This window comes from Methylorubrum salsuginis, from assembly GCF_900114375.1.
Taxonomy (GTDB): domain Bacteria; phylum Pseudomonadota; class Alphaproteobacteria; order Rhizobiales; family Beijerinckiaceae; genus Methylobacterium; species Methylobacterium salsuginis.
In genome coordinates this window covers 83,065-103,777 of record NZ_FOSV01000013.1, presented here as the reverse complement: position 1 = coordinate 103,777, position 20,713 = coordinate 83,065, and the positions used below count along the sequence as shown (strand labels likewise).

The 20,713-nt window shown below is 65.4% G+C and carries 18 protein-coding genes; 10 read left to right on the top strand and 8 right to left on the bottom strand.

The annotated features are described in order from the left end of the window. Positions 1-232: 232 nt before the first annotated feature. Entirely contained in the window at positions 233-2,734 is a 2,502-nt protein-coding gene (locus BM140_RS16010) for a TonB-dependent receptor domain-containing protein (protein ID WP_091948487.1), read from the bottom strand. A gap of 362 nt (positions 2,735-3,096) precedes the next feature. Here BM140_RS16010 and panC point away from each other — a divergent pair, with 362 nt between their 5' ends. Continuing rightward, positions 3,097-3,954 (top strand): pantoate--beta-alanine ligase, encoded by an 858-nt coding sequence (gene panC / locus BM140_RS16005; RefSeq protein ID WP_091948388.1) that lies wholly within the window; start codon positions 3,097-3,099, stop codon positions 3,952-3,954. Positions 3,955-3,979: 25 nt separating this feature from the next. On the opposite strand, the gene BM140_RS16000 is transcribed toward panC, so the two are convergent. The 3 genes from BM140_RS16000 to BM140_RS15990 all read right to left on the bottom strand — a co-directional run bounded on the left by BM140_RS16000 (position 3,980) and on the right by BM140_RS15990 (position 8,396). Continuing rightward, positions 3,980-5,812 (bottom strand): NADPH-dependent assimilatory sulfite reductase hemoprotein subunit, encoded by a 1,833-nt coding sequence (locus tag BM140_RS16000; protein ID WP_091948483.1) that lies wholly within the window; start codon positions 5,810-5,812, stop codon positions 3,980-3,982. A gap of 186 nt (positions 5,813-5,998) precedes the next feature. Continuing rightward, the gene (locus tag BM140_RS15995; protein ID WP_091948479.1) at positions 5,999-7,780 is read right to left on the bottom strand and encodes a diflavin oxidoreductase; all 1,782 of its coding nucleotides are present in this window, start codon (positions 7,778-7,780) and stop codon (positions 5,999-6,001) included. 112 nt (positions 7,781-7,892) lie between these two features. After that, on the bottom strand, positions 7,893-8,396 hold the full coding sequence (locus BM140_RS15990) for an Lrp/AsnC family transcriptional regulator (protein WP_091948385.1): 504 nt from the start codon (positions 8,394-8,396) through the stop codon (positions 7,893-7,895). A 231-nt stretch (positions 8,397-8,627) separates the two neighbouring features. On the opposite strand from BM140_RS15990, the gene BM140_RS15985 reads away from it, so the two are divergent. The 3 genes from BM140_RS15985 to cysN are packed head-to-tail and all read left to right on the top strand — an operon-like array spanning position 8,628 to position 11,772. Continuing rightward, positions 8,628-9,437: a phosphoadenylyl-sulfate reductase gene (locus BM140_RS15985; RefSeq protein WP_091948383.1), complete on the top strand. Its 810-nt coding sequence runs from the start codon at positions 8,628-8,630 to the stop codon at positions 9,435-9,437. Further along, the gene (cysD, locus tag BM140_RS15980; protein ID WP_091948380.1) at positions 9,437-10,366 is read left to right on the top strand and encodes a sulfate adenylyltransferase subunit CysD; all 930 of its coding nucleotides are present in this window, start codon (positions 9,437-9,439) and stop codon (positions 10,364-10,366) included. The genes BM140_RS15985 and cysD overlap by 1 nt, the downstream gene beginning before the upstream one ends. Continuing rightward, positions 10,366-11,772, top strand: a complete 1,407-nt coding sequence (gene cysN, locus BM140_RS15975) for a sulfate adenylyltransferase subunit CysN (protein WP_091948377.1) — start codon at positions 10,366-10,368, stop codon at positions 11,770-11,772. Before cysD ends, cysN begins: the two co-directional genes overlap by 1 nt. A gap of 74 nt (positions 11,773-11,846) precedes the next feature. On the opposite strand, the gene BM140_RS15970 is transcribed toward cysN, so the two are convergent. Further along, positions 11,847-12,623 (bottom strand): alpha/beta fold hydrolase, encoded by a 777-nt coding sequence (locus tag BM140_RS15970; RefSeq protein WP_091948374.1) that lies wholly within the window; start codon positions 12,621-12,623, stop codon positions 11,847-11,849. Between the two features lie 122 nt (positions 12,624-12,745). On the opposite strand from BM140_RS15970, the gene BM140_RS15965 reads away from it, so the two are divergent. Continuing rightward, entirely contained in the window at positions 12,746-13,576 is an 831-nt protein-coding gene (locus tag BM140_RS15965) for an FkbM family methyltransferase (RefSeq protein WP_091948370.1), read from the top strand. Positions 13,577-13,852: 276 nt separating this feature from the next. Here the strand turns inward: BM140_RS15965 and BM140_RS25455 are convergent, their stop codons facing one another. The 3 genes from BM140_RS25455 to sfsA form a co-directional block, all read right to left on the bottom strand. After that, positions 13,853-14,077 carry a hypothetical protein gene (locus BM140_RS25455; RefSeq protein ID WP_131803852.1) on the bottom strand — a complete coding sequence of 75 codons (225 nt, stop codon included), beginning with the start codon at positions 14,075-14,077 and terminating at the stop codon, positions 13,853-13,855. A gap of 24 nt (positions 14,078-14,101) precedes the next feature. Beyond that, entirely contained in the window at positions 14,102-15,379 is a 1,278-nt protein-coding gene (locus BM140_RS25450; protein WP_131803851.1) for a hypothetical protein, read from the bottom strand. Between the two features lie 514 nt (positions 15,380-15,893). Further along, positions 15,894-16,622: a DNA/RNA nuclease SfsA gene (gene sfsA / locus BM140_RS15960; RefSeq protein WP_091948367.1), complete on the bottom strand. Its 729-nt coding sequence runs from the start codon at positions 16,620-16,622 to the stop codon at positions 15,894-15,896. A 97-nt stretch (positions 16,623-16,719) separates the two neighbouring features. Here sfsA and BM140_RS15955 point away from each other — a divergent pair, with 97 nt between their 5' ends. The 5 genes from BM140_RS15955 to BM140_RS15935 all read left to right on the top strand — a co-directional run bounded on the left by BM140_RS15955 (position 16,720) and on the right by BM140_RS15935 (position 20,582). Continuing rightward, positions 16,720-17,466 carry a competence/damage-inducible protein A gene (locus BM140_RS15955; RefSeq protein ID WP_091948364.1) on the top strand — a complete coding sequence of 249 codons (747 nt, stop codon included), beginning with the start codon at positions 16,720-16,722 and terminating at the stop codon, positions 17,464-17,466. A gap of 78 nt (positions 17,467-17,544) precedes the next feature. Continuing rightward, positions 17,545-17,865, top strand: a complete 321-nt coding sequence (gene fliN, locus BM140_RS15950; protein WP_091948361.1) for a flagellar motor switch protein FliN — start codon at positions 17,545-17,547, stop codon at positions 17,863-17,865. A gap of 80 nt (positions 17,866-17,945) precedes the next feature. Continuing rightward, positions 17,946-18,989 (top strand): flagellar motor switch protein FliG, encoded by a 1,044-nt coding sequence (locus BM140_RS15945; RefSeq protein ID WP_091948358.1) that lies wholly within the window; start codon positions 17,946-17,948, stop codon positions 18,987-18,989. 85 nt (positions 18,990-19,074) lie between these two features. Beyond that, a complete protein-coding gene (gene flhB / locus BM140_RS15940) occupies positions 19,075-20,139 on the top strand; it encodes a flagellar biosynthesis protein FlhB (protein ID WP_091948353.1) in 1,065 nt (354 codons plus the stop codon). Next, complete coding sequence (locus tag BM140_RS15935) at positions 20,136-20,582, top strand: hypothetical protein (protein ID WP_091948350.1); 447 nt, start codon at positions 20,136-20,138, stop codon at positions 20,580-20,582. Before flhB ends, BM140_RS15935 begins: the two co-directional genes overlap by 4 nt. The last annotated feature ends 131 nt before the right edge of the window (positions 20,583-20,713 follow it).

Here is a 20,713-nt window from a genome sequence, read left to right as displayed (position 1 = left end):
TCCGTCGTCCCGGCCGGCGATCTTGCGTAACCCACCCGGGAAAATTTGGCAATTGGCTCGGGCTGGATTCCCAGGAGAACGTGTACGGCGCCGTACGGTTTCATCGCGGCCCGATGAAAGCCGGAAAACGCGAGAGGCGCGGCGCCGGGGGCCCGGCGTCGCGCCTCTCGATGGGTCGTCGCCGTCGCCGGGACCGCCGCGGCGGTCCCGGAATCCGGCCCGGTATCCGGCCTCAGCCCTTGCGGATCAGCGGCTCCACCGGCGGGGCAGGGGGCGGCGGGGCGAACAGGATACGCAGGCCGCCGAAGCCGGCGATCGGCGCGCCCGGCGCGAGGCTGCGGTTGATCGAGGCGTTCGGCACCGCCACGATCGGAACCTCGTCCACCGGCGAGAAGGTACCGAAGGTCGAGTAGCGGCGGTTGAGGGCGTTCTCGACGTAACCGTAGATCTCGATGTTCTCCGAGACGCGGTAGGCCGTGTTGAAGCCGAACACCGCGTAGTCGCCGGTGGTCCGGTTCAGGTTGGACGGATCGCCGACTAGGAACTTGCCGGTGGCGAAGCGGCCGAGCGCGCCGATCCGCCATTCCGGCGTGACCTGGTAGTTGAAGCCGAACTTGACCTGATGCGGTGCGACGCCGGGAAGACGGTTGCCCGGACGGACCTGGACCAAGCCGCTCTCGTCGCCGCCCGCGCTGTTGAACGGGTTGCCGGGCGCCGCGAGCTCGATCGGCGACTGGAAGGTCGCATCGACATAGGCGTAGTCGACGAAGGCCGACCATTTCGGGGTGGTGTAGTAGAGGCTCGCCTCGACGCCCTGTCGCTTGGTCGAGCCGACGTTGCGGAAATAGGCGCGGCCGATCGTGTCGGGGGCCGGCACGAACAGGATGTCGTCGTCGTTGCGGGTCGAGAAGAAGCCCGCCTTGTAGGACAGGATGCCGCCGAACCAATCGTCGGGCTGCGGGATGCGGCCGCGGATGCCGGCCTCGACGGTGCGGGCCTTGACCTGCTTCAGCGGCGGATCGCCGACGAAGAAGTTGGTGAGCGAGCACGGCGCCGTCGGATCGGCGCAGGAGAGCTCCGCCGGGGTCGGGGCGCGGTTGGCCTCGGAGTAGCCGCCGTAGACGTTGAGATAGTCGGGGATCACCTTGTAGGCGAGGCCGACGCCGGGATTGAAGCGCTGGTAGTAGTGATCGCCGTTGAGCGCGGTGCCGATCTGATCCTGCAGGACGATGTGGGCCATGTTGAACCGGCCCTGCAGCGTCAGGGTCAGGCGGTCGGTCAGGTCGGTGACGTTCGAGAAGTAGATGCCGCCGTAATCGTTCGAGGAGCGCACCGAGACCGGGGTGATGATGCCGTCGTCGCTGGAAACGACGATGCCGGGGGCGGCGAAGCCGCGGTCGAAGGTCAGGCCGCCGATCGAGTTGTCCGCGTTGAACCGGGTGCGGCCGCCGTCATAGGAGCCGCCGATGACGAACCGGTTCGGCAGGCCGAACAGCGTCTCGCGCACCGTGGTCTGGATCGTGGCGCCGAAATTGTCGGTGTCGGTGCGGGTCTGGTTGAGGAAGGCGTAGGGGCCGCCCTCGTCGAACCGGTCGGCGAAGGCCGGGTTGACCGAGCCGAAATCGAACGTGCGGATGCGGTTGGCCCGGACCCGGGCGCCGGTGCGGTCACGCAGGAAGAACTGCTCGTCGTCGGCACCCTCGGAGCACAGGAAGCGCTCGTCCGCCTCGCAGTTCTCCACGTCGGCGGCGTCGCCGTTGGCGGTGCGCTGCTTGAACACGCCGTAATAGGCGTTGCCCTGCACGCTGATCGTCGGAGTGACGTCATAGGTGCCCGACAACTGGAAGCGCAGGAAGTCGTTCTTGGTCTGGTCGGGATAGGTGAAGACGTCGTTGTACTTCACCTGCAGCAATTCCACCGGCGCGGTGCCGTTGCCGGTGAGGCTGTTGCTGGCGCCGATCACGTTGAAGTGGAACTCGCCCTTCTCGGCCAGGACGCCGAGGTCGGCGTAGATCTGGTTGAGGCGGGAGGGCGAATGCTTGCGCCAGCCCCGCTCGCCGAGCACGTTGCCGGCGACGTAGAGGCCGACATTGTCCACGCGCTGGCCGTGCTGGAACGCCACCGCGCCGCGGCCGTACGAGCCGCCGAGCAGATTGATCTCGCTGCCCTGGTAGGTGAAGCCGTTCTTGAGCGAGACGGCAAGCGAGCCGCCGAGCGCGTTGAGGCCGAAGGCCGGGTTGGAGCCTTCCAGTTCGATCCGGTCGACGGCGATGTCGGGGATCAGGTCCCACTGCACCGTATCGCCGAACGAGGTGTTGAAGCGCGCCCCGTTGACGTAGACCGCGACACCCTGCGGCGAGCCGCCGAGGGGCGAGGCCTCGAAGCCGCGATAGGTGATCGTCGGCTGGAAGGGGTTGCCCTGGGCGTTGTTGATGCTGATCGAGGCGACCCGTTCGTCGAGCGAGCGAACCACGCTCGGGAAGCCGACGCGGTTCACGTCGTTCGCGGTCAGCACGCTGGTGTTGTGCGGCACCTTGTTGCGATCGATGCCGTCGAGCACCGTCAGCTCACGCGGTGCGCCCGAGGCGGTCGGCGCGGCGACGATCCGGCGCGGTGCCGCGACCGGTGTGTTCGAGACGACGCTGATCTCGTCCAGCGTCACGGCCTGCTGAGCCATCACCTGTCCGGGCAGCAACGCAGCCGATGCGATCAAACTGCCGCGCAATACGCGCAATGTCATTCCCCAAGCCCTTATGAATTGGCATTCGTGGCCCACCCGGCGGGCCTTGGGACGACTGTCGCCCGACAAGCATGAGCGCCACAATCGCGCACGGCTTCCCGCGAGGCTTTTATGAGGGAACGCTCAAGCTTCGTGCCGGAGCGTGCCCTCGCAGCAACATATTTCTCATGGTCCGACAAGCACTTACGGACGAAGTGGCAGAAATGATCGGGAGCATTCGGCAATCTCGCCGCGGCTTCCGGTCCCGAGCCATGCTGTCCGTCGAATCGTGACCGGTGCCGATGCGGGCAGCCTCGGCTGGCATCGGCGGCGCACTGCGCCTACCTGTGCTCCCGCCTGTTTCCGCGAGACGTCCGATGCCCGACACGCTCCTCCGCTTCGATACCCTCGAACCCTTGCGCGCGCAGGTCGCGGCGTGGCGGCGGGCAGGCGAGCGCATCGTGCTGGTGCCGACCATGGGGGCGCTGCATGCCGGCCATCTCGCACTCGTGGCCCATGTGCGGGCGATCGGCCAGCGGGCCGTGGTCAGCATCTTCGTCAATCCGACCCAGTTCGGCCCGACCGAGGATTTTTCGAGGTATCCGCGCGACACCGACACCGACCTCGCCCTGCTGGCCGAGGCCGGTGCCGACGCGGCGTGGCTGCCCGCCGTCGAGACCATGTACCCGGCGGGTTTCTCCACCCGCATCGAACCCGGCCCCGCGGCGGAGGGCCTGTGCGGCACGTTCCGCCCCGGCCACTTCTCGGGCGTCGCCACGGTGGTGACGAAGCTTCTGAATCAAGTCGGGCCGGACGTGGCGCTGTTCGGCGAGAAGGATTTCCAGCAGCTTCAGGTGATCCGCTCGGTCGTGCGCGACCTCGACATCCCGGTCACCATCGAGGGCGTGCCGACCTTGCGCGAGGCGGACGGCCTCGCGCTCTCCTCGCGCAACCGCTACCTCACGCCGGCCGAGCGCGAGACCGCGCCGCGCCTGCACGCGGTGCTTTCGCACATCGCCGAGCGGCTGGCGGCCGGCGCCGAGGCGGGCCCATTGGTGGGGCAGGGGATCGCCGAACTGGAGGCGGCCGGGTTCGGTCCGGTGCAGTATCTGGAAGTCCGCGACGCCGACACGCTCGCCCCCGTCACGCGGGCCGCGCGGCCGGCGCGGGTGATCGCGGCGGCCTATCTCGGCGGCACGCGGCTGATCGACAACGTGGCGGTGGTGCCGGGCTGACGCCGCCCGGCACCACCGCCAAGCATCACGCCGCCTTCAGCGGCCCGGTGCGCTCGTGGAAATCCGGGCCGTTGCTGGTCTTGGCCACGTATCCGGCGCGGATGACGAAGTCGCCGAAGTGCTCGCCCGCCTGCCGGTCCTTGGCGTAGGCCGCAAAGAGCGGGTCGAGCACAGTCCGGATCTCGCTTGCCGTCACGTCCTCGCGATAGAGCTTGCTCAGGCGCGAGCCGTCGAAGGCGGCGCCGAGATAGAGGTGGTAGCGCTCGGGGCCGCGGCCGACGAGGCCGATCTCGGCGATGAAGGGCCGGGCGCAGCCGTTGGGGCAGCCGGTCGAGCGGATCGTGATCTCGTCGTCCTGCAAGCCGTGGCTCGCGAGGCTCTCCTCCAGCTCGGTCAGGAGATCCGGCAGGTAGCGCTCGCTCTCGGCCAGCGCGAGGCCGCAGGTCGGCAGCGCCACGCAGGCCATGGAGTTGCGCCGCAGCGCGCCCGCGCCCTTGGTCATGGCGTACCGATCGACCAACGCCTCGATCTCGGCGCGCTTCTCGGCCGGGACGTTGGCGATGATGACGTTCTGGTTGCCGGTGAGGCGGAAATCGCCCTCGTGCACCTCGGCGATGCGGCGCAGGCCGGTGAGGAATTGGGGGCCCCCCTCGACGTCCTTGATCCGGCCGGACGGCACGTAGAGCGTCAGATGGTGGCGCCCGTCATCCCCCTCGACCCAGCCGTAGCGGTCGCCGTTGCCGTCGAACGTGAAGGGCTTCGGCGCGCCGAGCTTCTTGCCGATGCGGGTCTCGACCTCCGCGCGGAACGCGTCGAGGCCGAAGCGCTCGATGGTGTATTTGAGCCGGGCGTTCTTACGGTTCTTGCGGTTGCCCCAGTCGCGCTGGACCGTCATCACGGCTTCCGCGACCTTGAGGGCGTCTTCCGGCTTGCAGAACCCCATCACGTCGGCGGTGCGGGGGAAGGTGTCGGGCTCGCCATGGGTCATGCCCATGCCGCCGCCGACGGTGACGTTCCAGCCCGTCACCTTGTTCTTCTTGTCGAGGATGGCGATGAAGCCGAGATCGTGGGCGAAGATGTCGACCTCGTTGGAGGGCGGCACCGCCACCACGGTCTTGAACTTCCGCGGCAGGTAGGTCTTGCCGTAGACCGGCTCGACCTCGTCCTCGCCGCCGACGACGCGCTCGCCGTCGAGCCAGATCTCGCGCCACGCATTGGTCTTGGGCAGCAAGCTGTCGGAGATGTCCTTGGCGAGCTGGTAGGCCGCCTTGTGAGCGCCCGCCTGGGCCGGGTTGGTGGCGGCCATGACGTTGCGGTTCACGTCGCCGCAGGCCGCGATGGTGTCGAGCAGCACCGCGTCGATCGCCGCCATGGTGCGCTTGAGGTTCGACTTGATGACGCCGTGATACTGGAAGGTCTGGCGCGTCGTCGCCCGCAGCGTGCCGTTGGCATAGGTGGTGGCGATCTCGTCCAGCGCCAGCCACTGCTTGGGGGTGACGACGCCGCCCGCGATCCGCAGGCGGATCATGAAGCTGAACGCCTTCTCCAGCTTCTTCTTGGTGCGCTCCGCCCGGATGTCCCGGTCGTCCTGCATGTACATGCCGTGGAACTTGACGAGCTGGCCGTCGTCCTCGGAGATCGCGCCGGTCGCGTGCTTCAGGAGCCCGTCGGCGAGGCCGCCGCGCAGATAGCCGGAGGCGATCTTGAGATGCTCGTTATGGGCGAGCCCGGCGGCCTTGGCGGCTTCGGCCTCGGTGATCGGGCGGTCGGTCGGCGGCGCGTCGTAGCGGCGCGCGCCCGTGCCGGGTGTTTCCACCGCGGGGCCGTCAGGGGTGTCGATCGGCTTGTGGTCGTCCATGGCGGTGATCCGATTCGAAATTCGAGCGTCTGCGCCGCCGCCTCTTCCCTCTCCCCTCTGCGGGAGAGGGTGGCCCGCGAAGCGGGTCGGGAGAGGGGAGCGACGCTTCCGGAAAGGGCGTTCCCCTCTCCCGCCTGCTCCGCAGGCACCCTCCCCCGCAGAGGGGGGAGGGTTACGGGTGGTTTCTCAGTAAACGTCCTGCTGGTAGCGCTTGGCCCGCTCCAGCCCGGCGACATGCGCCTCCGCGTCGGCGGCGGAGAGGCCCTTCACGGTCTGGAACGCCCGCACCACGGCAGCGTGGACATCCTTGGCCATGTTCTTGGCATCGCCGCAGACATAGAGGTGGGCGCCGCCGTCGAGCCATTCCACCAATTCGGCGGCGTGCTGGTCGATCCGGTTCTGCACGTAGACCTTCTCCGGCTGGTCGCGGGAGAAGGCGACGTCGATCTTGGCGAGCGAGCCGTCCTCCAGCGCGTCCTGCCATTCGAGCTGGTACAGGAAGTCGTGGGTGAAGTGGCGGTCGCCGAAGAACAGCCACGAGCGACCCGTTGCCTCGGTGGCCCGGCGCTCCTGCACGAAGGCGCGGAACGGGGCGACGCCGGTGCCGGGGCCGACCATGATGATGTCGGTGGCCGGATCGGACGGCAGGCGGAAATGCTTGTTCGGCTTGACCCGCACCCGGAGCTTGGCGCCGTTCTTGATCCGATCCGCGACGTGGACCGAGGCGACGCCGGAGCGGGCGCGCCCGTGGGTCTCGTAGCGCACTGCCGCGATGGTGAGATGCACCTCGTCCCCCACCTCCTTGCGCGAGGAGGCGATGGAATAGGCCCGCGGCGGCAGCGGCCGGGTGATGGTGTTGAGGTGATCGGCGGTGAGCGTCAGGGGGAAGCGCTCCAGCAGGTCGATCAGATGGCGGCCCTCGATCCAGGCCTTCGCCTCGCCGCTCTCCACGAGCTTCCGGGCGTCCGCATGCCCGGTGGCCTTGGCGAAGCGCTCGATGGTCGTCACGGAGAGCGTGGTGATGTCGCGCTCGGAGAGGAGCGCCTTGCGCAGCGTCTCGTCGTCCGACAGGCCGGCGGCCTTGAGGATCTCCTCGACGAGCTGCGGGTCGTTCTCGGGGAAAATCTCCAGAGAGTCGCCCGGCTCGTAGGCCGGCGCACCGTCCTCGAATTCGAGGGCGAGGTGAATCGTCTCCTTGTCGGAGCGCGAGGAATTGAGGTTCACGTGGTCGATCACCTCGACCACCACCGGCTCGCGGCTGACCTCGGCCTCGTCCTCCTCGCCGCCCGCGGCGCGGAAATCGACGGCGACGACGTTCCCGGCCGGGGCCTCGGCCGGGGCCAGCGCCTTGAGCGCGCCCTTGATCCAATCGGCCGCCGGCTTCTCGAAATCGAGGTCGAGATCGGCCCGCTCGTAAGCGCGCTTGGCGCCGAGCGCCTCGAAGCGGGCATCCAGCGCCTTGCCGATGGCGCAGAACTCCGCGTAGCTCGTGTCGCCGAGCGCCAGCACGCCGAACTCGACGCCGTCGAGGCGGGGCGCGCCGTCGCCCATCAGCTCGCCATAGGCCCGCACGGCGCGGGCGGGGGGCTCGCCCTCGCCCCAGGTCGCCGCGATGGCGACGAGCTTGCCGGCCTTCGGCAGGGTGGCCAGGTCGAGTTCGGCGAAGTCCACGACCTTCGGCTTGAAGCCCTGCTTGCGCGCGAGCTTGCTCACGTCGCCCGCGAGCTTTTCCGAATTGCCCGATTCGGAGGCGAACAGGATCGTCAGCGGCTCGGCGGCTTTCGGCGGCGCGGCCGGGACCGCAGCCGAAGCGGCGGCGGGTTGGCCCGCAGCCGCGTCGAGGCCGGCGAGGAAGCCCGTCAGCCACGCGCGCTGGATCGGCGTCGCGGCGGCGAGCGCCGCGTCGAGATGGGCCCGCTCCTGGTCGCCGAACGGGGCGGTGCGGGGGAGGAGTGCTGTCTTGGACATCGTGAGTGCCATGTCGTCCGACGGAGCGCCGCTGTCAACGGAGGAATGTCCGTTTTAAAGAACGCTCGCCAGAGAGAAGAGATTGTTTGTCGTTGCGACGCAAAAAGGAAGATTATTCCCCGACCACCGCGAGTCGCGGCTCGGCGCGGCCCCGCGGCGGGGGCGCCGGCAGCGGAAGGGCGGTCGTGGACTTCACCTTCTCCATCGCGAAGCGCGAGGTGACGTTCTTGAGGGGAAGGGTGCCGATCAGGTTCTTGTAGAAGGTGTCGTAGGCGGCCATGTCGGCTACGACGACGCGCAGCATGTAATCGACGTCGCCGGCCATGCGGTAGAATTCCAGAACCTCCGGCATGGCGGCGATGCGGTCGGCGAAGCGCTCGAGCCAGTCCTTGGAATGGTCGGCAGTCTCGATGGAGACGAACACGGTGAGCCCGAGCCCGAGTTTCACCGGATCGAGCACCGCCACGCGCCGGTCGATCACGCCGTCGGATTCGAGGCGCTGGATGCGCTTCCAGCAGGGCGTCTGCGACAGACCGACCTGCTCGCCGATGGCGGCGATGGAGAGCGTGGCGTCCTTCTGCAGGAGCGCGAGGATCTTCAGGTCGATCGAGTCCAAGGGGCGGCCTCTCTGAAGGGGCAGTGACGGGGAAGCGGTCGCCGCGGCGGCCTCGGGCCGCCGGACGAGAAGATTCTTTTACGAAGGGGCAACGATATGCGGTGACAGCCGTTGCCGCATCGCTTGCACCGCAACGCGGATTTGCGTGTGTGGCGGGTGCGACGCCTTGACAGCGTTCGTTATAGCGAACATCTCAGAACTCCGACAAGCAGGCAAATCGATTTTACGCACATGACCGCTGCCCTCGCTCGGGCGGCCGGGGATCTCGCCAGGGACATGGCGGGGCTGGACCTTCGCGGGCGCATCCGCCTCGTCGAGGACCGCATTCCCGGTCGGCTCGTCTTCACCACCAGCCTCGGCATCGAGGATCAGGCGCTCACCCACGCGCTCGCCCTGAACAAGGGCCGCACGGAGATCGTCACCCTCGACACCGGCCGGCTCTTCCCCGAGACCTACGACGTCTGGGCCGAGACGGAGGCCGCCTACGGGATTCGTATCCGCGCCTACGCGCCGGAGCGGATGGCCGAGGAAGCGTTCGTCGCGGCCGAGGGCATCAACGGATTCCGCCACTCCGTCGCCGCCCGGCAGGCCTGCTGCGGCTTCCGCAAGGTCGAGCCGCTCGGCCGCGCGCTTGACGGCGCGGCGGCGTGGTTCACCGGCCTGCGTGCCGGCCAGTCGGCCAACCGGGCCGACACGCCCCTGGCCGAGGCCGACGAGGGCCGCGGGCTCATCAAGGTGAACCCGCTTGCCGATTGGTCCCGCGCCGATGTCGATCGTTTCGTGCGCGAAAATTTCATCCCCTACAACGCCCTGCATGATCGGGGCTTCCCCTCAATCGGCTGCGCGCCCTGCACCCGTGCGGTGAAGATCGGCGAGGACGAGCGCGCCGGCCGCTGGTGGTGGGAACAGGAATCCAAGAAGGAGTGCGGCCTGCACCTGCACGCCCCCGAAGGCGACGTGGCTCCGGGACAGGAAGCCGCCGCTTTCGAGGAGCCGGCGAACGCCGCGACCTCACGCGAACACAGAAGGGAACTGGTCTGATGAGCGCCGCCATCGCCGCGCCCGCGCGCACCCGCCTGACGCATCTGCAGCGTCTCGAGGCCGAGAGCATCCACATCTTCCGCGAGACGGTCGCCGAGACCGAGAACCCGGTGATGCTCTACTCCATCGGCAAGGATTCGTCCGTCCTGCTGCATCTGGCGCTGAAGGCGTTCGCGCCCGGGCGGCTGCCGTTTCCGCTGATGCATATCGACACCACGTGGAAGTTCCGCGAGATGATCGCCTTCCGCGATCAGCGCGCCAAGGAACTCGGCCTCGACCTCATCGTCCACACCAACCAGGACGGTCTGGCCAAGGGCATCGGCCCGGTGAGCCACGGCTCCGAGGTGCATACCGACGTGATGAAGACGCAGGCCCTGCGTCAGGCGCTCGACAAGCACAAGTTCGACGCGGCCTTCGGCGGCGCGCGCCGCGACGAGGAGGCGAGCCGCGCCAAGGAGCGCATCGTTTCGCTTCGCAACGGCCAGCACCGCTGGGACCCGAAGCGCCAGCGGGCCGAGCCGTGGCACCTGTACAATTTCAAGAAGCGGCGCGGTGAATCCTTCCGTGTTTTCCCGCTGTCGAATTGGACCGAGCTCGATATCTGGCTCTACATCGAGCAGGAGAAAATTCCGATCGTGCCGCTCTACTTCGCCGCCGAGCGCCCGGTGGTGGAGCGCGACGGCCAGCTCATCATGATCGATGACGACCGGTTTCCGCTGGAGCCGGGCGAGAGCCCGCAGCTCCGTCAGGTCCGATTCCGCACGCTCGGCTGCTACCCGCTGACCGGCGCGGTCGAGAGCCCGGCGACCACGCTTCCCGAAATCATCGGCGAAACGCTGGCCGCCCGGACCTCGGAGCGGCAGGGCCGCGTGATCGACAAGGACGGCGCCGGCGCCATGGAGCGCAAGAAGCAGGAGGGCTATTTCTGATGACCATCCATCAGTCTCCCGAGGCATTCGGCTACGACGCCTTCCTGCGGGCGCACCAGTCCAAGGAAGTCCTGCGCTTCATCACCTGCGGCTCGGTGGACGACGGCAAGTCGACCCTGATCGGCCGGCTGCTGCACGACACCAAGCAGATCTTCGACGATCAGGTGACGGCGCTTCAGCGCGACTCGCGCAAGCACGGCACGCAAGGGGGTGAGGTCGATCTCGCGCTTCTCGTCGACGGTCTTCAGGCCGAGCGCGAGCAGGGCATCACCATCGACGTCGCCTACCGCTTCTTCTCGACCGACAAGCGCTCGTTCATCGTCGCCGACACCCCCGGCCACGAGCAATACACCCGCAACATGGCGACCGGCGCCTCGACCGCGGACGTCGCCGTGATCCTCGTCGATGCCCGCCAAGGCCTGACCCGGCAGACCCGGCGCCATGCGCTTCTCGTGTCGCTGCTCGGCATCCATCGGGTGGCGCTCGCCATCAACAAGATGGATCTGGTCGGCTGGTCGCAGAACCGCTTCGACGAGATCGTCGCCGGCTTCCAGGCCTTTGCGGCGCCGCTGAACTTCACGGAGGTGCGGGCGATCCCGCTCTCGGCCAAGAACGGCGACAACGTCGTGCTGCCGGGGGCCGCCGCGCCCTGGTACACGGACGTTCCGCTGCTGCGGTATCTCGAAGAGGTGCCGGTGAAGTCGGAGGAGCGCGCCGCCGCCTTCCGCCTGCCGGTGCAATGGGTCAACCGGCCGAACTCGGACTTCCGGGGTTTTTCGGGGCTGATCGCCTCGGGCTCCGTCGCGCCGGGCGACCGCGTCACCGTGGCGCCCTCGGGCAAGTCCTCGACGGTCGCGCGCATCTTCACCGCCGACGGCGATCTTCCGCGTGCCCATGAGGGCCAGTCGGTCACTCTGGTGTTGACGGATGAGATCGACGCCTCCCGCGGTGCCGTGATCGCGACCGCGGATGCCCTGCCGACGCTGACCGACCGCCTCGACGTGCGCCTGTTCTGGGCCGCCGAGAGCGAACTGACGGCGGGGGCCGAGTTGTGGGCCAAGGTCGGCACGCAGGTCGTCAACGCCCGCGTCGGCGCGGTCCATCGCCGGATCGACCCGGAGACCGGCCAGGCCGGAGCGACCGACCGCCTCGCCGTCAACGACATCGGCGACGTGACGCTCCAGCTCGACCGCCAGATCGCCGTCGATCCCTATCTGGAGAACCGCGACACCGGCAGCCTGATCCTGATCGACCGCGAGACCACGGATACGGCCGCCCTCGGTCTCGTCCAGGCCTCCGCCGCGCCGGCCGGAACCGAAGCCGCCCCTGTCGCGACGGCCGCAGCGCCGGAGCCCGCCCGCGGCGGCGGTCTGCTCGCCGGCATCAAGCGCCTGTTCGGCGGCTGATCGTCCCCGCCCTCCTCGGCCCCACCGGCCGGGGAGGGTTTTTTGCGTCCGACGCGCCTCGCGCGGGCGGCGTTTCAGGGCCGCTGCGCCAGGAACTCCAGCACGCCCTTGCGGTGGAGCTTGTCGCCGACCGCGGTGGAGTGGTCGCGGCCGGGCAGATCGAGGGCGCGGGCGTTCGGCATCAGCCGGGCGAGTTCGCTGCCCGAGCCCGCCACGGTGTCGAGGGTGCCGACCGAGATCAGGGTCGGTGTGTCGATGGCGGACAACTCGGCTCGCGAAAGAGTCTGGCGCGAGCAGCGGATGCAGGCGGCGAGCGCCTTGAGATCGCTCTTGGTCTGCTCGGCGAACATCCGGAACGAGGCGGCGGTCGGGTTCGGCGCGGGCGTGCCTGCGGGCGCCTCCAGTGCTTCGGCGATGCCTTGCGGCAGGCCGCGCCCGTCCACGAGATGGAAGCCCAAGCCCCCGATCAGCAGAGAGCGCACCGCGTCCGGATAATCGAGGGCGAGATAGGCGGCGATGCGCGCGCCCATCGAGTAGCCCATCACGTCCGCCCGCTCGATGCCGAGATGGCGCAGCAGGCGAAGCCCATCGCCCGCCATCAGGTCGGCCCCGTAGGCCTCCGGCGCGTAGAGTTTCTCACTCTGGCCGTGGCCACGGTTGTCCAGTGCGATGACCCGGTAGCCGGATTCCGACAGGAACTTGACCCAGAGCGTGTTGACCCAGTTCACCGCGTGGTTCGAGGCGAAGCCATGGATCAGCAGGACGGGGTCGCCCGTCCCCCCGCCCTTTGCCCCTTGGGCCGGCACGTCGATATAGGCGATGGCGACGCCGTCGGAATCGAAGGTCTGCATCGGCTCGACATGCGGCCTGGCTCCCCGGAATGTCAAAGGCCGCAGCATCACTCTCCCTCCCTCCGGCATAACAGATCGCACGACTTGCCGCGGCCCCAATCGGCTGGCATCAGGCGCGCACGATGAAGGATTCCCAGCCCTACGGCACTTACGCCCCGACCGGGCTCGTCGCCCGGATCGCGCAGCGGACGCAGACGCTCAACGAGCATTCCTGGCGCGGGCGGCGGATGGCGATGCTGCTGCGCCGGATCGCCATCTCGATGCTCGGCGGCCAACCGCTCGATGTCGAGCGCTACGGCGCGCGGATGCGGCTGCACCCCTACAATAACAATTGCGAGAAGAAGGTGCTGTTCACGCCGCAGTTCTTCGACTCCGAGGAGCGGGCGATCCTGAAGGCGCGCCTGTCGGACGATGCGGTGTTCCTCGATGTCGGCGCCAATATCGGCGCCTACGCCCTGTTCGTGGCGGCGCTGACCGGGCCGCGCGCCCGCATCCTCGCGGTCGAGCCGCAGCCCGACGTGTTCGACCGGCTGACCTACAACATCGCCCAGAACCCGTTCGGCACCGTCAAGGCCATCGCCTGTGCGGTGGCCGACCGGGCCGGCGAACTGACCCTCTTCATCGATCCGCGCAACCGCGGCGAATCGAGCGTGAAGATCGTCGGCACCCACAAGAGCGCGGCGATTCGCGTGCCCGCCGTGACCCTGCTCAGCCTGTGCCGTTCGGAAGGCATCGAGCGCATCGACGCGATCAAGCTCGACGTCGAGGGCGCCGAGGACCTCATCTTGGAGCCGTTCTTGCGCGAGGCGCCGGAGAGTTTGCGGCCCTCACTCCTGATCGTCGAGGACGGCACCGAGCAGTGGCAGCTCGATCTTCCGGCGTTGCTGGAGAGGTATGGGTATCGGCGGATCGCGCGGACGCGGTTGAATCTGGTGTTCGAGCGGGTGGGGTGAGGGGCGGGCGCTTCCTAATATTTCGGTTGATTTACGGGGTCCGCTGAGGGTGGTTAGTGAGCCTTGACGCTACACCCGCAAACGGACCTTTTACCTCCAACCAACTTCGGTCACGCGGACACCTCCAGGCGCGTGTCGTAGGCGATCATTCTTTAGCCATCCAGTAACACCTGTTCACGATAAATCCCTTTTTTGGGTATATAGATAATAAAATTAAAGACAATTCTACCAACAGCGTCTCTTGTGTAAAAATGAACTGAATTTAAAACAAATTACCTATGGTTGCATCCCGTCGGCTACCCATTTGTTGAATAATTCTATGTTTTCTTTTTGCCAAGCGCCGTCACATGGCATGCTTCCTGTAGAAATTTGTTCTAAAATATTTTGAGCATTGTTCTTCACATCTTCATAAGCACTCAAATCAAAGCCGCCAAACCTTTTCATTGCAGTTATATCCTTCGGTCTGAATAAATGACGAATATCTCTTTCAAAGCTTGTCAAACCAACCTCCCCTTAAGTGTTTACTTACCAATTGCAGCGCGCAGGAGCGGGTTTAGTCTCATTTTTTCCTTGGGTTCTGAATGTGAGTGAGTACAAAAAGTCAGTTTGGAAATACGCAGTCTTTCCACCTTTTACATACCACTCCGGCAAAGGCGCGCCGCGCTCAACATCAAGCTTCCCGTCGGAAAAATATTTTTCGCCTATCAGCGATTTACAGCGATCAACTGATAGTCCGAGACCAGGCGTATCAGGGGTTAAAAGACAAATGGCCATTTGTTGTGTCGGTCCTCGCGATCCATCTTGCGAAATTGTAGACGTCGCATGGCAGGTTATGCACGACGAGCGCTCGAAGCCATTTTCTACATAAGGATCTGATAAAATTGTCGGCTCTCCGGTTGGTTTGACAAAATCAATTTGAACTCCTCCAAGTCTATAGTTCTTCCAAACAGTTTTTTTCAAGAGATCTGGCATTCCAGCTTCGTCTGGAGTTCCAAAATCATTTTTTGGGGCATCGGCATGGTGAAAAGTCGCCCAATACCAATTTGGTATGTCTTTTGTAATGATGTGCAATGATGATAGTCCATACTTCTTCCCATTGTACTCGGCAGTATAGTAAGTACTTTGATTTTCCTCTGAGATCGATTGTGCAGCAAAATCAATCCACATAGCTTTCACTTCGATCGATTCAGAGGGAAATGATATATCTTTTTTCTTTCCTTCAAGTATAGCTCGGGCATATCTTTGCTGCCCCTGGGCACTCCAAAGACAATTATCCTTGATAAATTGGTAGGTAGATCTATTCATTCTAGTTTCCCCGCCACCATTGTTGAACACCCCATCCGGGGCGAACATTGGGGAAACGCCATTCGAATTGGGTGGTCCGCGCTTTACGAAGTTGCGAGATAGGTCGTGAAAGGATGCAAAACCTTTGCCTCCTAACGTAAATAACGCTTCTGGTATTTTCCCAGGAGAAAATTCATCGGACGATTTCTGGTCAAAATCTGGTGGTTCAGAGCCATCAGACAGAAATACCTCGTCTGCATGTCGCCAAGCTTCCCACTGAACGGTAGTTCCTGGGGTTCCGATAGGGATCGAACAATCTGGCTTATCGCGTCGCCCTGTTTTCTTGTCGGCGGGATGATTAAGGTACATGAACAAATTCCAAGCGTGTTTACTTGGAAAATCGACTGCATCAGATCGTCTTATGTTGAATTGGCATAAATCTGAGACCTTTTCCTCTGCAAATGCTGGCGACGAGGCCGCAATAATTGCAGAATAAATGTAGATATTTAACTTGAGCATTGCATCCTCCGAGAGAGCTTTAAGACTTCGGGAGCTAGTAGGATAAAAATCAGCCCCCGCGATGTCGAACCATCATCTAGGAATCAATGTAGGTCGCAATCCTAGCATGTGTGTTTCTTATGTTAAAGAGGCAATCCGAGCAGGTTGGTTATCAAAACTGGAAGCTATGGATTTTGAGACAGTCACCGTAATATCTGAGAATTAATTTGCTCGTAAAGTTAGTGCATGCTAGCACATTGACTGCTTATATTTGTAATTCTGACTCTTCCAGCGGTTGTTACTCCAAACAAATAGGGAGCACTATATTAGCTTATTGACCTAAATTTTCGAAAAACCATCTAATGCGCTCAGAGTGATTAGAGTTATGCGGTAGGTATAGCTTATATGTCGCCCATTTAAATCAGACTAGCGAGAAGCGCCCACCCTAACACTAGGCAGCTGGCACATCAGGTTTCCTACAAGCGGACGTTTCTAACTTCCGCAAAGGGTCGTGAGTAGACTTACCACGCCAGTCTCACCTTCCATTCGCGACACCGCCAACAATCGGCACCCCCTCGGCAATCACCACCCCGTCCAACCCCACGTCACACCGATAAGCGTACGCCTCGACCCCCGCGGTCAGCGCCCCCCGAAACGCCCGATCGAACCCCGGGTCGATGTCGCGCGCCACGTCGAACCGATCCGCCCGCATCTGGATCACCACGATCAGCATCGCCCGGCCGCCCTCTCGCACCACATTGGCCAGTTCCTCCATGTGTCGGGCCGAGCGGGCGGCTTTGCAGTCGGGAAACTCGGCAAGCCCCGCGTGGCGCATCAGGTGGCAGTTCTTCACCTCGACGTGGCAGGGCGGCAGGCCGCCGCCGCTCGCCAGAAAATCGACGCGGCTCGCGCGACCGTAGGCGACCTCGGGCCGGAGCGTCTCGTAGCCCGCGAGCGGGGCGAGGCGGCCTTCGCGAAACGCCTCCGCCACCAGGGCGTTGGGGCGCGCGGTGTTGATGCCGACCCATTGCGGCCCGCCGGGCAGGTCCGCCTCCACCAGCTCCCACGAATAAGGCAGCTTCCGCGATGGGTTGGTCGAGGTCGAGAGCAGCACCCGCGCGCCCTCAGTGTTGAGTCCGAGCATCGCACCGGGATTGGCGCAATGCGCGGTGACGAGGCGCCCGTCGGGGAGCGCCACGTCGGCGAGGAAGCGCTTGTAGCGCCGCACGAGGCGGCCTTCCGTCAGCTCCGAGGGAAAGCGCATCGGTCGCACCCGTGACGCCGCGCGGGACGGGCGCGGCGGCTTCGCCTAAACCGATCCCCGCTCTAGCTTCCAGGGGCATCATTGCCGCCGAGGCCGCATGTCCCAGGAATCATCGAAAACCGAAGTGACCGCCGCGATCCTGATCATCGGCGACGAGATCCTGTCGGGGCGCACCAAGGACAAGAACATCGGCGCCATCGCCGACGTGCTGACCGAGGTCGGCATTGATCTGCGCGAGGTGCGCATCGTCCCGGACGTGATGGACGAGATCGTCGACGCGGTGAACGCGCTCAGGGCCCGCTACACCTACCTCTTCACCTCCGGCGGCATCGGCCCGACGCACGACGACATCACCGCCGACAGCGTGGCCAAGGCGTTCGGGGTCGGCATCGACGTGGACGAGCGCGCGCGTGCCATGCTGCTGGAGCGCCATCGCCCGGAAGACCTCAACGAGGCTCGGCTTCGCATGGCCCGCATCCCGTTTGGCGCCGATCTCATCGCCAACCCGATCTCGAAGGCACCGGGCTTCCGCATCGGCAACGTCCACGTGATGGCCGGGGTGCCGCAGATCATGAACGCGATGCTCGAAGAAATCCGCCCGACCCTAACCTCGAACGCGCCGGTCATCTCCGAGACGATCGAGGCCGGCGCCATCCCCGAGGGCAATTTCGCGGGTGCGCTCGGCACCATCGCGGCGGCGCATGGCGGCGTGTCGATCGGCTCCTACCCGTCGATGACGGCGGAGGGGTTTCGCAACCGCATCGTCGTGCGCGGGCGCGACGCGGAGGCCGTGGCGGCGGCGCGGGCCGCGATCGAGGCGATGCTGGAGCCGTTGCGCGGTTGAGCGGGCGACAGCCTCGCGTCAGCCAGACGCGTTAGAGGGACGGGAAGGCCAGGCTTCAGACCCACGAGCTTACCCGCGATGAGCAGCCCGTTCCCCGACACCGAGACCGCCGCCGACACGCTGATCGGCGAGGGCCGCAACCTCGATTCGATCCTGCGCATCCCGGTGCTGATGCAGGTGGTTCTCGGCTCGGCCACCATGCCGGTCGCCAACCTGATGAAGCTCGGCCGCGGCGCCGTCGTCCCCCTCGATCACCGGGTCGGCGAGCCGGTGGACGTGATGGTCAACGGCCGGGTCATCGCCCGCGGCGAGATCGTCATCGTCGAGGAGGACAATTCCCGCTTCGGCATTTCGCTCACCGAGGTGGTCGGACCCTCCGGCTCCGATCAAGCCGGCTAGACTCTTCGTTCTGCAAGGCTTTCACTGAAAGCCGAAAGCCCCTCTTCAGGCCGACGCTCTAGCACTCCGACAGGGTGAGGATGTCCGCGAGCCCCGTTCCAGCTCCCGCACCGGCCCGCGCCATGGGCCGCCGGCTCGATCCGACCGATCAGGTCGCTGCGCTGCTGCTCGCCATGGGCAAGCCGGCGGCCGGGCGGCTGATCAAGTATTTCGAGCCGGACGAGCTGAAGCGCATCACCCGCTCGGCCTCGCAGCTCGGCGCGGTCAGCCCCGAGCAGCTCGACACGGTGGTCGAGCACTTCGCCGAGGAGTTCAAGGCCGGCAACAGCCTCGTCGGCACCGCCAACGAGGTCGAGAAGCTGCTCACGGGGCTGCTGCCCGCCGATCAGATCGCCGACATCCTGTCCGAGGTGCGCGGCAACGCCACCCGTTCGGTCTGGGAGCGCCTCGGCACGGTCCAGGAGAGCGTGCTGGCGAGCTACCTCGTCAAGGAGCATCCCCAGACCGCGGCCCTCATCCTTTCCAAGGTCAAGCCGGCCACCGCCGCCAAGGTGATGGGCCACCTGCCCGCGCCCACCCGCAACACGGTGATGCGGCGGATGCTGAGCTTCAAGCCGATCGTCGACGAGGTGCTCCAGAGCATCGAGAAGACGCTGCACGAGGATTTCATGATCAACGGCGTCCGCAATTCCGGCGCCGACACCCACGCCAAGATGGCCGACATCATCAACAAGATGGAGCGGCATCAGATGGACGACGTGCTCACCAGCCTCGGCGAGTCGCGTCCGAAATCGGTCGAGATCCTCAAGGGCCTGCTCTTCACCTTCGACGACATCGTCAAGCTGGCGCCGCGCGCCCGCACCACCCTGTTCGACGCCGTGCCGAACGACCGCCTTGTGCTGGCCCTCAAGGGCACCGACGCGGAGTTCCGCGGCACCGTGCTCTCCGCCCTCTCGGCCCGGGTGCGCCGCATGGTCGAACACGAACTCAACGGCGGCGAGCCGGCGGCGCAGCGCGACGTCATGGAAGCGCGCCGCTCCATCACCGACACCGCCATGGAGATGGCCAGCCGCGGTGAGATCGAGATCAATCCGGGAGGCGAGGATGAAGCCCTCATCCGCTGACCGAATCTTTTGGGAGTTTGCGTCGAGCCCATGCGGGGATCTTCGGCGCCCTGTCCTCCGCACCGACGCCCGAAGGGGCTGAGGCGTGGCGGAGGACACCGACAAGGAGAGCAAGACAGAAGCCGCCACCGAGAAGCGGGTCCGCGACGCGATCGAGAAGGGCGACATCCCGTTCTCGCGCGAGGCGCCGGTCTTCGCCTCGATCCTCGGCTTTCTTCTGGCGCTCGCGTTTTTTGCCAGGGGCCAGGCGGCGCAACTCGCGCAGAGCCTGACGCCGCTCCTCGACGAGCCGCGGGGCTTTCGCCTCGAGACCGGCGAGGACGCCACGATGCTGCTGCATCAGGTGGCGCTCGCCACCGGGCGCTTCCTGCTGCCGTTCCTGCTGCTGTTGTGCGTGTGCAGTCTCGTGGCGTCGCTGCTGCAGAACCTGCCGCGTTTCGTCGGTGACCGGATCACGCCGAAATGGTCGCGGGTTTCACCGATGGCCGGAATGTCGCGAATCTTCGGGTTACAGGGTCAAGTCGAGTTCCTGAAATCCGTCGTTAAATTCCTGTCGGTCAGTGTGGTCGCCATCCTGCTCCTTCGCTCGGAGCGGACCAGAGCCGTCAATGCCATGTTCGTCGATCCGAGCCAGCTGCCAGAGCTGATCCTGACCGTTTCGATCCGCCTCGTCTCGGCGGTCGCGATCGCCATCATCGTCATTGTGGCGGGGGACCTCGTCTGGTCGCGCATCCGCTGGCAGCGCTCGCTGCGGATGTCGCGCCAGGACATCAAGGACGAGCACAAGCAGTCCGAGGGCGATCCTTCGGTGAAGGCGCGCATGCGCTCGCTCGCCCAGGACCGTGCCCGTAACAAGATGCTCGCCAACGTCGATCGCGCCACCGTGGTGATCGCCAACCCGACCCACTTCGCCATCGCCCTGCGCTACGAGCCGACGGAAAACCCGGCTCCGCTGGTGCTGGCCAAGGGGCAGGACCTGATTGCATTACGTATTCGCGCAATCGCCGAGGAAAAAGGCATCGCCGTGATCGAGGACAAGCCTCTCGCAAGGTCGCTGTACGATGCTGTGCAGGTCGATCAGACGATTCCGGCGGAGTTCTACCGCGCCGTGGCGCAGATCCTATTCTTCCTCTTCGCGAGAGCCCGATGACTGCTCAGGCCGCTCCCCTCTCGCCCGGACGTCCCGGCCTTCCCCCCGGCATCGCCGCCGCCGAGGAGATTTTCGCCAATGCCCTGCGCGACTTCATCGGCGAACTCTGCCTCGTCGATGGCGGCGTGCTGATCGGCTGGATTCGCGGGCAGCACCACGGCAACATCGCCGACGTGGTCGCCTCCTCGGCCGAGCTGTTCTTCAAGGATTCGGTCCTGACCTATGCCGATGGTGCCGACGTGAACCTCGATTTCGGCCGCTCCATGCAGGTCGTGCTCGACATGGAATTCTCGGCCCAGCCGCTGACCGTGTTCTTCAAGCTGGTCCTCGATGAGATGTTCGCCGGCATCGCGATCCAGCGCATCGTCGCCGAGGATGCCGCCGCGCTCTGCCTCGACGGCTTCGCCCACGCTCTCGCCCAGGCTCGGGTCGGCAACGCCTGACGTCTCGTCCCCGAACGGCAGGCCGATCCGCCCCCATTCCCGTGCGGAGGGCGATTTCCCAGGGCCGCGCGAAAAGAGCAGGAATGCAACGTTCACTTCCGGAATTGTGAATACAATGCGACCGTAATTGA

Coding starts and splice junctions, on each gene's coding strand:
- BM140_RS25450 (WP_131803851.1), bottom strand. CDS start 15,379: ATGCTCAAGTTAAATATCTACATTTATTCTGCAATTATTGCGGCCTCG.
- sfsA (WP_091948367.1), bottom strand. CDS start 16,622: ATGCGCTTTCCCTCGGAGCTGACGGAAGGCCGCCTCGTGCGGCGCTAC.
- cysN (WP_091948377.1), top strand. CDS start 10,366: ATGACCATCCATCAGTCTCCCGAGGCATTCGGCTACGACGCCTTCCTG.
- cysD (WP_091948380.1), top strand. CDS start 9,437: ATGAGCGCCGCCATCGCCGCGCCCGCGCGCACCCGCCTGACGCATCTG.
- BM140_RS15995 (WP_091948479.1), bottom strand. CDS start 7,780: ATGTCCAAGACAGCACTCCTCCCCCGCACCGCCCCGTTCGGCGACCAG.
- BM140_RS15970 (WP_091948374.1), bottom strand. CDS start 12,623: ATGCAGACCTTCGATTCCGACGGCGTCGCCATCGCCTATATCGACGTG.
- BM140_RS16000 (WP_091948483.1), bottom strand. CDS start 5,812: ATGGACGACCACAAGCCGATCGACACCCCTGACGGCCCCGCGGTGGAA.
- BM140_RS15985 (WP_091948383.1), top strand. CDS start 8,628: ATGACCGCTGCCCTCGCTCGGGCGGCCGGGGATCTCGCCAGGGACATG.
- panC (WP_091948388.1), top strand. CDS start 3,097: ATGCCCGACACGCTCCTCCGCTTCGATACCCTCGAACCCTTGCGCGCG.
- BM140_RS15965 (WP_091948370.1), top strand. CDS start 12,746: ATGAAGGATTCCCAGCCCTACGGCACTTACGCCCCGACCGGGCTCGTC.
- BM140_RS15945 (WP_091948358.1), top strand. CDS start 17,946: ATGTCCGCGAGCCCCGTTCCAGCTCCCGCACCGGCCCGCGCCATGGGC.
- BM140_RS15935 (WP_091948350.1), top strand. CDS start 20,136: ATGACTGCTCAGGCCGCTCCCCTCTCGCCCGGACGTCCCGGCCTTCCC.
- fliN (WP_091948361.1), top strand. CDS start 17,545: ATGAGCAGCCCGTTCCCCGACACCGAGACCGCCGCCGACACGCTGATC.
- BM140_RS15955 (WP_091948364.1), top strand. CDS start 16,720: ATGTCCCAGGAATCATCGAAAACCGAAGTGACCGCCGCGATCCTGATC.